The 12716-nt window shown below is 69.3% G+C and carries 11 protein-coding genes; 5 read left to right on the top strand and 6 right to left on the bottom strand.

Annotation, left to right across the window (positions count from 1 at the left end):
• Positions 1-149: 149 nt before the first annotated feature.
• Together OEB96_RS01175 and OEB96_RS01170 are read left to right on the top strand one after the other, a co-directional pair.
• Positions 150-1529: an AAA family ATPase gene (locus tag OEB96_RS01175; RefSeq protein ID WP_266213533.1), complete on the top strand. Its 1380-nt coding sequence runs from the start codon at positions 150-152 to the stop codon at positions 1527-1529.
• Positions 1526-2353 (top strand): HNH endonuclease, encoded by an 828-nt coding sequence (locus tag OEB96_RS01170; protein ID WP_266213532.1) that lies wholly within the window; start codon positions 1526-1528, stop codon positions 2351-2353. The genes OEB96_RS01175 and OEB96_RS01170 overlap by 4 nt, the downstream gene beginning before the upstream one ends.
• Positions 2354-2367: 14 nt before the next feature.
• Here OEB96_RS01170 and OEB96_RS01165 read toward each other — a convergent pair whose 3' ends face one another.
• The gene (locus tag OEB96_RS01165) at positions 2368-2916 is read right to left on the bottom strand and encodes a GNAT family N-acetyltransferase (RefSeq protein ID WP_266213531.1); all 549 of its coding nucleotides are present in this window, start codon (positions 2914-2916) and stop codon (positions 2368-2370) included.
• Positions 2917-2964: 48 nt separating this feature from the next.
• Here OEB96_RS01165 and OEB96_RS01160 point away from each other — a divergent pair, with 48 nt between their 5' ends.
• Both OEB96_RS01160 and OEB96_RS01155 read left to right on the top strand, forming a co-directional pair.
• The gene (locus OEB96_RS01160; protein ID WP_266213530.1) at positions 2965-4557 is read left to right on the top strand and encodes a bifunctional GNAT family N-acetyltransferase/carbon-nitrogen hydrolase family protein; all 1593 of its coding nucleotides are present in this window, start codon (positions 2965-2967) and stop codon (positions 4555-4557) included.
• Between the two features lie 31 nt (positions 4558-4588).
• Positions 4589-5167, top strand: a complete 579-nt coding sequence (locus tag OEB96_RS01155; protein WP_266213529.1) for a thioredoxin domain-containing protein — start codon at positions 4589-4591, stop codon at positions 5165-5167.
• A 41-nt stretch (positions 5168-5208) separates the two neighbouring features.
• On the opposite strand, the gene OEB96_RS01150 is transcribed toward OEB96_RS01155, so the two are convergent.
• Genes OEB96_RS01150 through OEB96_RS01135 form a run of 4 tightly spaced genes read right to left on the bottom strand, consistent with a single transcriptional unit; the run spans position 5209 to position 10523 of the window.
• On the bottom strand, positions 5209-6867 hold the full coding sequence (locus OEB96_RS01150; RefSeq protein ID WP_266213528.1) for a hypothetical protein: 1659 nt from the start codon (positions 6865-6867) through the stop codon (positions 5209-5211).
• Positions 6868-6907: 40 nt separating this feature from the next.
• Positions 6908-8239 (bottom strand): DUF1501 domain-containing protein, encoded by a 1332-nt coding sequence (locus tag OEB96_RS01145; RefSeq protein WP_266213527.1) that lies wholly within the window; start codon positions 8237-8239, stop codon positions 6908-6910.
• A 20-nt stretch (positions 8240-8259) separates the two neighbouring features.
• Positions 8260-8946, bottom strand: a complete 687-nt coding sequence (locus tag OEB96_RS01140) for a hypothetical protein (protein WP_266213526.1) — start codon at positions 8944-8946, stop codon at positions 8260-8262.
• Positions 8946-10523 carry a hypothetical protein gene (locus OEB96_RS01135; RefSeq protein WP_266213525.1) on the bottom strand — a complete coding sequence of 526 codons (1578 nt, stop codon included), beginning with the start codon at positions 10521-10523 and terminating at the stop codon, positions 8946-8948. Before OEB96_RS01135 ends, OEB96_RS01140 begins: the two co-directional genes overlap by 1 nt.
• Before the next feature lie 122 nt (positions 10524-10645).
• Here OEB96_RS01135 and OEB96_RS01130 point away from each other — a divergent pair, with 122 nt between their 5' ends.
• Positions 10646-11662, top strand: a complete 1017-nt coding sequence (locus tag OEB96_RS01130) for an inositol monophosphatase family protein (RefSeq protein ID WP_266213524.1) — start codon at positions 10646-10648, stop codon at positions 11660-11662.
• Between the two features lie 5 nt (positions 11663-11667).
• Here the strand turns inward: OEB96_RS01130 and OEB96_RS01125 are convergent, their stop codons facing one another.
• Positions 11668-12546, bottom strand: a complete 879-nt coding sequence (locus OEB96_RS01125; RefSeq protein WP_266213523.1) for a class I SAM-dependent methyltransferase — start codon at positions 12544-12546, stop codon at positions 11668-11670.
• Positions 12547-12716 lie beyond the last annotated feature (170 nt).

Here is a 12716-nt window from a genome sequence, read left to right as displayed (position 1 = left end):
CGGTCTCCCTCACCGAGCCTTCGATGAAGGTGGTGGGATCGATCGCCGCGAAGCGAGGCGGTGAGTGGATGACATCGAGTCTTCGTCGGCTGCGCCGCTCCGGTTGGGGCGGCGCATGCGTGTGACGGTCGAGGTATGCTCTCGTCGGCGTGTACGTCCGCAAGCTCCGCATCGACGGCTTGAAGCTGCTGCGTGACTTCGAGCTCGACTTCACCCGCGACGGGGAGCCGCGAATGTGGACGGTGCTGGTCGGGCGCAACGGGCTGTGCAAGACGGCGATCCTGCGCGCGCTGGCGTTGGCAGCGAGCGGGAGGGACCGGGCGAATCAGCTCGCGCAAGGGCTGCACCGCAGCCTGCGGGATGTGAGGGACGAGCGTAGGGAGCTCTGGATCCACGGTTCGTTCGGATTTGGAGCGATCGGCGAGCAGCACGGGCGGCACCACCCAGGCAAGGTCGCGACCCCAACGCGGCTGCGTACGTGGCTGGCGTTGATGGCCAATCGACAGATCTTCGAGGGCGGCTCGGGCTACATGCGCGGCGACCATGACGAGCACCTCCAATCCATGCCTTCCGCCGAGTGGTTCGTAGGGTCGACACCCGATCCTCTCGAGCAGATCCGTGCGGCTTCGCCGGTTCATGCTCATTGGTTCACCGCCGCCTATGGAGTCAACCGCTCGCTGCCGGTTCCGATGAGTGTCAAGCCACCGGACGACATCACGCACGATCGAGTGGCGAGCCTGTTCGACAACTCCCCAATCATCGGCACGGGCTTCGCCGACCTCTTCGACAACGGCAGCGCGCGAACCTACGCTCGAGTGATCAAGAAGGCCATGCTGGCCCACGCCGACTTGCTACCCGCGGTAACCGATGTCGAGCTTGGGGGCCGAGGAGGCGTGAACACGGCCGATCGCTTGGTGACGAGTCATCGCTTCAAGGTGCGCTCGGGTGACGCGGGCGAGCTGAAGATCCCCGCGACCTGGCTCTCGCAGGGCTATCAGGCCGCGATCGCCTGGCTGGCAGATCTCGTGGGCCAGGTGCTGTGGGAAGCCAACGCCGCAGGGGGTGACGGAGAGATCGAGCCCGAGGAGATGGAGGGCCTCGTGCTCGTCGACGAGCTCGACCTGCACCTGCATCCCACGTGGCAGGTGGGCTTCATCGCCGCGCTCAAGACGACGTTCCCGAGGCTGCAATTCGTGGTGACCACGCACTCGCCGATGCTGCTGGCGGGGCTCGAGGCGCACGAGATCGTGATGCTGGAGGAGGATCTCCAGACGGGCAACGTGGTGGCACGACACGAGGAGCGGCCGCCCAAGCTGCTCACGGCCACGCAGCTGCTCGAGCGCTACTTCGCAATCGACCGGCTCTACCCAGTGAACCTGGCCGAGAAGCTGCGAAGGTACGACTTCATCGCGAGCAACCCGTATCGCAGCGATGAAGAGGACCGCGAGATGTCGAGCCTGCGCGCGGAGCTGGAGGCAGCCGGTGCAGGCCCGAAGTGGGAGCCCGTCGAGCGCAGCGAGTCGGCATGATCGGTGTACGACGACCCCCCGAAGCCGAGGTTTGTCCCGAGCTGCACTCCGTGCGGGCCACGGAGCTCGACCGCGTGCGCGAGGCGCTTCGCAACGGCAGGAAGCTCAGCCAGGAGCTCATGGGCACGGAATACAAGGTGGCTCGTGATGCGCTTGCCAACGCTCAGCACCTCAAGTGCTGCTACTGCGAAGAACGTCAGCAAGACGTCCGCTGGGAGCACGTGGAACACTTTCGGCCGAAGGCCGAGGCCTTTCGCGAGACTCGTTCCTCACCCGAGGCCGGCTATTGGTGGTTGACCTGGACGTGGGACAACCTGCTGTTCGCGTGCATCCGCTGCAATGCGGCCAAGGGCTCTTGGTTCCCGCTGCTCCCCGGCTCGAAGGCTCTGGAGCCCGAAGAGGTCGCTCCGGGGGCGGAATGCCCCATATTGATCGATCCTGCGGCCGAGAACGAGGATCCGCGAGAGCACATCCAGTTCCGACCGTTCGGCGAGCACTGGATCCCGCGCCCTCGAACGCCACGCGGAGCAACGATGCTGCGTGCGGTTGGCCTCGACTGGGAGACCAAGGACGCGGGACATCGCGTGGGCCTGCAACAAGAGTGGGACGACCACGCCAGGCGGCTACGCCCGATCGTCGACACCGTTCAGCGAGCCATCGAGAGCAACGACGCCGGACGCATCCGTGCCGCCTGGGCGAAGACCAAGCCGTTCCGAGTCGCCGCGCAGCGCTTCGTCGCGCTCGCCCTCGACGTGCTCGATCACCACGTGCCCGAGCACGTCCGGCGCCGCTGGGGCCTGGACCTCACCGTCCTCCGCCCATGACACAGTGAGCCGAGTCACGAGAGCGGCAGCGGAAACGCGTCGCTCCAGCCGTAGGCCACGCGGGTGAGTACGCGGCCGCCGACGTCGACGGGGCCCTCGGCCACCCGCACGCCGCCGCAGGCCTCGTAGAACCGGCACGCCGGGTTGGCGGCGAGCACCCAGACGATCACGGGGTGCAGGCCTTGCTCGACCAGCGACCAGATCGCAGTGACCAAGAGCTGCTTGCCGGCGCCCCTGCCCTGCGCGCGCGGATGCAGGTACAGCTCGAAGACCTCGCCGCGATGATCGCCCACGCGCTCGCGATGCGGACCGATCCACGCGTAGCCGAGCGGGCGTTCGTGCTCGTCCTCGACCATGAGGATCACGTGCCAGCGCTGGGCGAGCGCATGCGCCATGCGCCGCACCATGCGAGCGTCGTCCATGCGCCGCAGCGCAGCTTCGGGCACCAGGCCGCGGTAGGCATCCCACCAGCTCAGTCGGCGGATCTCGGCCAGTGCGCGTAGATCGCCGAGCCGCGCGACGCGAACGCGGGTGCTCGATTCGGCGACGGGCAGCGACAGCACGGAGCCCAGCTTGAGCGGCGGGCCCCCGGGCTGCAAGATGCCTGACCCATGAGCGAGCCGAACCGCCCGGAGCGACCTGCCGATCCGACCGAGGACACCGCCCATTCGGGCGGGTCGGAGGACGTGCTGCTCGAGCTGCGGCACCTCCGCAAGGAGGACTACCCGGATGTGAAGCGGATCATGGACGAGGTCTACCGCACGATGGGCGGGGCGTGGACCGAGGAGCACTTCACGGCTCAGCTGCATCGCTTTCCCGAGGGACAGATCTGCATCGAGGACCACGGCCGGGTGGTGGCAGCCGCGCTGTCGCTCATCGTGGACTACAAGCGCTTCGGTGATGCACACACCTACGAGGAGATCACCGGTCGCGGGTTCATCACCACGCACGACCCCAACGGCGACGTGCTGTACGGAATGGATCTGTTCGTGGATCCCGAGTACCAGGGCATGCGGCTGGGGCGACGGCTCTACGACGGGCGCAAGGAGCTGTGCGAGAAGCTGAACCTCACCGCGATCGTGGCCGGGGGGCGGATCCCCGGCTATGGCAAGCACGCCGAGACGCTGACGCCGCAGCAGTACATCGCGCTGGTGCAGCGGCGCGAGATCTTCGACCCGATCCTGAGCTTCCAGCTCGCCAACGACTTCCACGTGATGCGGGTGCTGGTGGGCTACTGGCCGGACGATCGCCAGTCGGGCGGCTACGCCACGCTGCTGCGCTGGGACAACATCTACTACGAGGCCCGCAGCTCGCCGCTCATCGGCGAGAAGAAGACGGTGGTGCGGCTGGGCACGGTGCAGTGGCAGATGCGCGCGATCGCCAGCGAGGAGGTGCTGCTGCAGCAGGTGGAGTTCTTCGTGGACGCGCTGGCCAGCTACAAGGCCGACTTCGCGCTGTTCCCCGAGTTCTTCAGCACGCCGCTGCTGGCCCAGTACTCGGATGCGCCGGCGCCCGACGCGATGCGCAAGCTGGCCGAGCACACCGAGGGGCTGCGCGACGCGATGCTGGAGCTGGCGGTCTCGTACAACATCAACATCATCGCGGGCTCGATGCCGCTCTATCGCGATCGCCGGCTGTTCAACGTGTCGTACCTCTTGCGCCGCAACGGAACCTGGGACGCGCAGTACAAGCTGCACGTGACCCCCGACGAGCGCGGCTACTGGGGGGTGGAGGGGGGCTCGCGGCTGCGGGTGTTCGAGACCGACGCGGGCAAGGTGGGGATCTTGATCTGCTACGATGTGGAGTTCCCCGAGCTGGCGCGCCTGCTGGCCGACCAGGGCATGCAGATCCTGTTCGTGCCGTTCTGGACCGACACCAAGAACGGCTACCTGCGAGTGCGTCGCTGCGCGCAGGCGCGGGCGATCGAGAACGAGTGCTACGTGGCGATCACGGGCAGCGTGGGCTCGCTGCCCAAGGTCGAGAACATCGACATCCAGTACTCGCAAACGGCGGTGTTCTCGCCGTCGGACTTCTCGTTCCCCCACGACGCGATCATGGCGGAGGCCACGCCCAACACCGAGACCACGCTGATCGTCGACGTGGATCTCGACGACATCAAGGAGCTGCGCCGCCATGGCTCGGTGCGCAACTTCCAGGACCGGCGGCTCGACCTCTATCGCGTGCAGTGGGTGGGCAAGACTTGACCGTGACTGGGCGCGGTGGGAAGAAGGGCGCATGCGAGCGCGGAGGATCTCGGCCATCCCGTGCGGTGTGCGGCTGGCGATCACGGTGATGGCCACGTCGCTCGGCTGCGGCGATGGTGGTGCGCAGGCCGAGGGGGCCGAGGCCAGCGCGCCGGAGGCGAAGACGAGCAGGCCCTCGAAGGTGGGCTACGACCTGCGACGCCTGCGACCGATCGCCGACGAGCCTCTGACGGGGATGTTCGAGCGCCTGGCCACGCAGGCCCGCAGCGAGGGCAAGCAGGTGGCCGTGCTGTTCTCGGCGGAGTGGTGCGAGCGCTGCCGCCGGCTGGAGCTGGAGCTGGGCAACCTGCACCCGGCCGAGGACATCGCGCACGTGCGGATCCTGGAATTCGTGGAAGAGGACTGGGAGAAGGCGCTGCGCATGAACGAGTTCGACCAGCTGCGCCTGCGCTGGGACGAGACCAAGGGGACCTATCCGCTGTTCGTGGTCCTCGACGAGAAGGATGCGAAGGTCGAGGAGATGAAGGAGGCGGTGGACCGGCTGGAGCAGGCCGGGCAAGAGGCGACCCTGGCGACGTGGTTTCGCGGGCTGCGACGGGGCCAAATCTAGAGATCGGTCAGATCGGGCCCGAGCCGGCCTGGCCGGAACGCTCAGCGCACCGTTCGATAGCGCTCGTCCGTGATCATCCGCCGCACCATCGCGGTGTAGTCGTAGCCGCTGTCCTCGAACGCCTGGGCGTGCGCTTGCAGCCATGACAGGTCGTTGGCCTGGAGCTCGCGACCCAGCAGGTGCTCACCCAGGTTCTTCGCGGCACAGTGGGCGATCTGATCGCGCTCGGCATCGGTGTCGATGAGCCCCACCGGTCCCGCCTCGACGTTGGCGTGGTCGGTGCGCACGAGCCAGCTCGCGGCCTGCGGCAAGCCACGGTAGGCGCCGAACTCCTCGTCGCTCGAGTTGTCGGCGGTGACGAAGTAGGTGCTGCAGAACGCGGAGCAGTTGGCGATGCCCTCGCCACAGATGCAGTCGGGGCGCGGCTCGTGAAAGCTCACCGCCTGGGGCGAGAACCACCCGTAGGTGCCGCCGGTGCGCCAGCGGGCCCAGTGGGCGGCGGCGGGCTCGAGCTCCTGGTGGCAGTCGTTGCAGCCGTTGCGCTCGCGCAGGTTGGGGCTGGGCTCTTGCTCCTCGGGCGGCAGGCCCTCCTCGCTGGGCATGAAGGGATCGCAATAGAAGGCGGTGTAGAAGCGATTGGCGCGCCCGCGGTTGCTGGCAAAGCGCAGCAGGTAGCCCATGGTGGTGAAGGCGCCGGCGTGGGCCTCGTCGCGCTGCACGGGCACCCAGGTGTCCACGTCGTCGTAGGGCAGGTCGGGCACGCTGGAGATCGCGGAGTCGTAGGCGATCGCGCCGCCGAGGGCGATGTTGGTGGTGCCGGTGTTGTGGCGGTAGTAGTGCGCCACGGGACCGTTCATGAAGGTGGTGTCGGTGACGAACGCCTCGAGGTACGAGCGACCCTCCTGCACGACCCACTGGAAGATCCGCGCGGGCTCCTGCGCCAGGGAGTCGCGCACGAGCTGGTTCTCGACGCCCACGTTGTCGGGACCGCACCAGCGAAGCTCGGGGCCGCAGCCGCACAGCTCGTCGTTGGTGTGGTAGAGCGAGCACTCGGCCCCGTTCTTGCCGACCGCGGCCTCCTGGGCATCGTAGGCGCAGACCTTGACCTGCGTGTCGGGAGCCCAGTAGGGCGAGACCATCACCCAGCCCTCGCGCTTGCAGGTACCGCCGGCACAGGTGGGATCGGCGTAGGTCTGGATCGGGATCGGACGGCCCTGTGCGTCGAAGTTGGTCTGCTCTTGGTTCAGGCAATCGAGCGTCGGGCTGTTGCGGTACTTCTGGCGCATGTTGGGCAAGCGCCAGATGCCGGTGCCGGTGGGGATCATCCGGCGCTGGGCGGCGTAGAGGTTGGGCAGGGTGGAGCTGTCGAGCGTGCCCCACAGGAGCGCCTGGTGATACTCGCGAACCTGGTCGAAGTACTCGGGGGACTCGAGCATCTCGGTGATGAGCCCCTCGGCGGCGGCCTGGGGATCGTCGGCTCCGCGGACCCACTCGTACTCCTCGTAGCTCGGCACGCGGCCGCGCAGATCGAGCGAGACCTGGCGCAGGAGCTGGAGCGGGTCGATGTCGGTGGTGGGCGCGCAGTAGTCGGGGCTGGCCGCCTCGGCCGTGGCGGGAGCCAGGCCGAGGCCAAACCCGAACCCGAGACTGACAAGGCCGGCGAGGCCCAGGACGGTGGCGCGGAGATCGATGGTCTTCATGGCGCGGCGCTCCTCGTTCGATCGAAATCGTGGGGTTGGCTCAGGCGATCCAGGCGTCGAGGGGCTCGACGCGGAACGGCGTGGTGGGCAGGCCGGCAGCGGCGGCGATGGTGGCCCCGATGTCCTCGGGCAGGAGCACCTTGCCGGCGGGATCGGGCCGCCCGGTGATGGGGTCGATGGCAACCAGGCCCAGGGTCTCCTCGAGGGTGGCCCCGCACACGCCGCGGCGCAGGCCGCCGCCGAACACCAGCACCGAGCTGGCAAAGTGGTGGTCGCGACCGCCACGGCCGTTGATCTTGGGCGTGCGGGCGAACTCGGAGAACACCACCACCGTGGTGTCCTGGAGCTGCGGGTCGTCTTGTCGCAGATCCGTCAGCAGCGCGGCCAGGGCATCGAATGCAGCCACCTGGCGCGCAGGCTGCAGGGTCGCCCACTCGGGGCCATGGGTATCGAAGCCCGCCTGGAGCTGAGCGGTGACGGTGCGCGACAGCCCGGTCTCGAGCAGGCGCCACACCGTGGCGGCCACCACCGAAGGAGCCGTGGCCGCGTTGGGGTTGGTGATCCCGTAGCGCGTGATGAGCTCGGAATCGGCGGCGAGATCGAAGGCGCTGGTGTAGCCGTCGGAGAGCAGCTGCCGCATGCGATCGCGGGCGATTCGCAGCTCGTCGACGGGGCGGGTGCCGTACTGGTCGTGCACGCAGCCCTCGACCTCGTCCTGCGCCGCTCGCAAGGCGGCGAGGGTCTCGTCGGACAGCGGCGCATCGGAGAGCGGCTGCAACAGATCCCGCATCTCGGTCGCCAGCGACAGCCGCACGCCGGTGACGTCGGCGGGGAACGACTGGTTGAAGGTGGGCATGCCCACCGAGACGTTGGGCAGGATGAGGTCGTCGTAGTCCCCGGCCGCGGCCATGCGAGTGCCCATGGAATCGCCCTTGGGCACCACGCCCGAGGGTGGAAGGAAGGTGTTGACGTAGGCCCGCCCCGCGGCGTGGGCCACCGTGTTCATGTTGACGCCACGAAACAGGGTGAGGACGTCGGCATGGGGGACCAGCGAGGCCATGGTGGGGCCCCACAGCACCTCCTCGCCGGCCATCATCACCGGGATGGGCTCGCGATGGGCGGAGGCGAGCGCGTTGGTGCCCAGATCGATGCCCGTGTAGCTCTTGGCGGGGTCGCGCGGATCGGGGCCCAGGAGCACGTCCCAGGCGCCATTGCAGTAGAGGCCCACGTAGCGCTGCGCGGGGCGGGGCTCTTCTTGATCGGCCCAGCCGGCGCCAGCGAACGGCAGCAAGAAGGCCGAGGCACCCAGGCCCTGCAGGAACGAGCGGCGGCCGAAGCGAGCGTCGAGACGATGGTGGTGTCGATGCGTCATGGCGTCGTTCTCCCTCGGGGTCAGTAGGTCACGAAGTCCGGGTGGGTCACCAAGCCCACGCACACGGCGGTCCAGCGCTCGATCATCAAGCCATCGTCGATCTCGCCGTCGGAGGGCTCGTGCGTCAGCAGGTTCATCCAGGGATCCACACGCGGATCGGTGGGCTTGGTCTCCTGGCCCAGGAAGCGGAGCATCAGGTAGTCGAGGTTGCGGCGGATCACGACCTCGTCGCGATCGGTGGGCTTGGTCCAGCGCATCACCGTGCCGGCGCTCGTGCCCTCGAGGTCGGCGTCGATGGCCGCGGTGCAGCTGTGCAGGGCGGCGTCGTGCACGAACTTGTCGAAGGTGACCGAGATCTCGCGGCCCTCGTCGGTGATCTCGGCGAAGTCGGCCTTGCCCATGGCGGCGGCGTAGTCGTCGAATGCGGGCCAGGGCTGGCCGGTCACCGCGATGAGCGAGCGATGGAACTGCTGCGCCGTCATGCGTCGCACGCGACGGCCGGCGGGGTCCTCGATCTCACCCTGGTCGTGGTGGCCGGGCTCGCCCGAGTCGGGTCCATCGTCGTCGTCGCTCGGATCCTCGCCTTCGCCGTCGGCCCCTGGCACGCGTCCAGGGAGCTCGTCGAGGTCACCGGGGCCCGAGACCCCCTCGTAGCAGCCGGCCAGGACCAGCGCCGCCGTCACCAGCACCATGCGCGTCGTGAGCATCAATCGTTCCCTCCCCATGCGGCGCCGGTCTGGAACCACTCCGCGACCGTGAGCCGAGCATCCAACCCCCAGCTGTCCTTGCGAGCCCCCAGCGGCGGCATGTCGCCCTTGGTGACCACGCGATCGAGGATCCCGTCCTCGCGCTCGAGCCACGCCTCGTAGCTCGACAGATCCGGTCGCGTGCCCGGCCCGAGATCGGGACCGTGGCACGCTGCACCCGAGCAGTGCTCTTCGAACAACGGCTCGATGTGCTCGACCCACGAGAGCTCGCCCACGCGACGCTGCTCGAACCGCAGGGTGCGGGCGGTGGCGCCACGGCTCCCGCTGGCGAACACCTCGAGCACGTGCCAGCCCTGCCCCACCTCGACCGGCTCGGCCCGCCAGCGGCTGGGACCATCGGCCTCGATGCTCAGGTCCTCGCCGTCGAGGCGGGCCGAGGTCAGGCGGGTGCCGGCCGAGGTGCGCGCGGTGATCTCGATGGTCTCGGTGGTCAGGCGCTGCAGGTCGAAGACGCCCTCGACGCGGGTGGGTGGCGTCGGGTGCAGGTGGCAAGCTCGCTGCTCGTCGAGCGCCCACGCACCGCCGGTCGCGTCGGCGTAGAGGCGGGTGGCCATCACGGGGACGTCGTCGTGGAGGGCACGCGTGAAGTCACCCTCGAGCCAGCGGTGGACGGCACCGCCGGCCACCACCCACAGCGCACCTCCGCCCGTGGAGACTGCGGTGACGGGGCCGGCCTCGAAGCGGATCTGCTGAAGCCCATCGACCTCACCCAGTCGCAACGCATCATCGAGCACGGCGGCCACACCAACGCCGGACAGCAGTGCACCTCGATCGGCACCGTCGAGCTCGGGCACGCGCGTGGCGAAGTCGGCCGTGATGCGCCAGACCTCGCCCGAGGTCTCGGCCAGCCACAGCTCGCCCTCGGGACCCATGCAGGCGCCCGCGTCGGTGGCCAGCCAGGACACGTTGGCCCAGGGCGCGTCGCTCGGACCGGTCCACTCCCACCAGGCGCCGTGATCGCGGTGCAGCAGGCCATCGGCCACGACGAAGCCATTGGCGTCGGTCGAAGGATCGCCGCACAGCGCGGTGGGCTCGGTGCGCTGGGCTGGCCAGGGGAGCGGCTGCGGCCACTGCCCCCGCACGTCCCAAGGCACGCCGCCGTCGATCACGAAGGCGCGCTCGGAGCTCCACGCCTGCAGCGCGGTCACGGTCGGGGCCAGGAGCTGGACGTCCTCGGATCCGAAGGGATCGAGCACTCGCCAGGTCTGCTCGTCGATGCGCAGCCACAGCTGGCCCTCGGGCGCGACCGAGATCTGCAGGGGCGCATCGGGAAGCTCGAAGCAGCGAGCCTCAAGCGCCGTCGCGCTCACGTCGAGCGGCACCACCCGGTCCTCGGCCCGCTCGCCGTCGGTCTCGCCGGTATCACCGATCTCTCCCGTGGAGCCCTCTTCGGTGCCCAGGTCTCCGTCGGTCCCCTCGCCAGCCGGCTCATCGCCGCCGCAGCCCACCGGGGCCAGCAGCGCCCCCCCGAGCAACGCCCACCTCGCGCCACATGTGATGTGGTCGTAAGCCGTCATCCGATATGTACGACATCGGAGCCCTCGGGTTTTTCCGGGTCCGAGGCCACGATCGGCGTTTTTTTCTCCCGGGGTCGATCTCGCCCCGCGGGCTGGCCGACGACCCGGGCTAGCCTGCGGTGGTGCCCGCTTCGCTCGCGCCCGATGCCGTGGACCTGGCTCGCGCCGCCGTGCTCGAGGCCGTGGCCGTCTGCCGGCAGGTGCGACGCCACCGCGAGGTGGCCCGCATCGACAAACCCGACGACAGCCCGGTGACCGTGGCCGACTTCGCGGCGCAGGCGGTGATCGTTCGGCGGCTGCGCGAGCGCGGGCCGGTCCGGATCCTCGGAGAGGAGTCGGCACGAGTGCTGCGCCGACCGGAGCGGGCGAAGCTGCGCGATGCGGTGGTGGAAGCGGTGCGGCCCGCCTGGCCCGACGCCACGGCCGACGAGGTGCTCGATGCGATCGATGGTGCGAGCGGCCCGGCCGATCCGGAGGGCGGCTACTGGGCGGTCGATCCGATCGACGGCACCCGCGGGTTCGTGCGCGGCGGGCAGTATGCGGTGTGCCTGGTGTGGATCGCCAAGGGCAGCCCCGCCGTCGCGGTGATGGGCTGCCCCAACCTGGCGCCCCGGCTCGCGCCTTCGGTCGACGAGCTCGATCCCCACGGCACTCTGTTCGTCGCGGAGGCCGGAGCACCCATGCGGTGGGGCCCCGCCCTGCCCGGAGCCGAGCTGACCGCGGTCGACCAACCCCCGAGCGAGCGCCCCTCGCCAGTCGTGGTGACCCGCTCGTTCGAGGGCACCTACAGCCGCCTGCACGACATCGATCGCGTGCTACGGCGGATCGGCGGCGCGGTGGAGATCCTGCCCGCCGACAGTCAGGTCAAGTACGGCCTGGTGGCGCGCGGCCAGGCCCATGCCTACCTGCGGATCCCCCAGGACCATCAGCGAGCGGAGCAGGTCTGGGATCACGCCCCGGGGTGGCTCGTTGCGACCGCGGCTGGCATGCGGGTCACCGATCTGCGCGGGGAACCGTTCGACTTCTCGTGCGGGGCTCGGCTGGAGCGCAACTACGGGCTGGTGTGTGCGATCCCGGTCGTCCATGACGCGCTGCTCGAGGCGATCGCAGCGCTGGGCTTGCAGCATCGCGATCGCTAGCGGCCCTACTGCGCATCGTCGCGGGCCCGATCGTCGCGGCCCCGATCGTCACGAGAGTAGAACAGCAAGTGCTGCCAGGGCAGCTCGTCGAAGCTCTCCACCAACACGAAGCCCCGCGGCGAGAACTCGCGCTCGATCTGGGCCTTGCTCATCTTGTGCAGCTTCTTGATCGGCACCTCGGGGTCCTCGGCGCGAAACTCCACCAGCGCCAAGCGTCCCTGCGGCGACAAGGCCCGGCGAAATGCGGCCAGCATGGGCTCGGGCCAGGCCAGCTCGTGGTAGACGTCGACGAGCAGGATGAGATCGCACGCGCCCTCGGGTAGGCGGGGATTGCCGGGTCGCCCCTCGATGGTCTCGACGTTGTGCAGGCCCTCCTTCTCCACGAGGTCTCGCAGCAGCTCGAGCATGGCCGGCTCGACGTCGACCGCGAGCACGCGCCCGGTAGGGCCCACGGCACGGGCGAGCCGCACGGTGTGGTAGCCGTTGCCGGCCCCCACGTCGCAGGCGGTCTGGCCGGGCTGCACTCGCAGCGTCTGGTGGAGCAGCGAGGTGTTCTCCTCGGCGTCGCGCTCGCGTCGGGTGAGCCACGAGGCACCGAGATAGCCCATCGGCGGAGCGATCTCGCGGCCCTCGAAATGGGTGGGCGGGACGTCGTCGGGCCCAGGGAACGCAGGCTCGGGTGCGCGAGAGGGCTCGGGCGACGGTGCGAGGCCGGCCTGGACGGGCGGCTCGGCCTCGACGACGACGGGCCCGGCGCGCTCGAGGGTCGCGGCATCGGAAGGCAAGGCAACAGGAGGCGGCTCCTCCCGTGCGGCGTTGCACGCGATCACCATCCCGAGCACCAAGCCCGACCACGGCCTCATCGTCGAGCGAAACGAACGCATGAGGCTCGAGATGATCGACGGCTCGGAGCCAATGAGCAAGCACCGTGGGGCTGGGCGCCCGAGACCAATGCTCGGGCGCCCGAGACCGTGCTCGGCCAGCCTAGTACGCCGAGATCGTGATGTCGTCCACGTTGATCCAGTCGGAGTCGTTCGAGGCATCGCAGCGGAAC

The organism is Paraliomyxa miuraensis (genome assembly GCF_026337845.1).
Taxonomy (GTDB): domain Bacteria; phylum Myxococcota_A; class Polyangia; order Nannocystales; family Nannocystaceae; genus Paraliomyxa; species Paraliomyxa miuraensis.
This window is presented reverse-complemented; position numbering and strand designations above follow the sequence as displayed.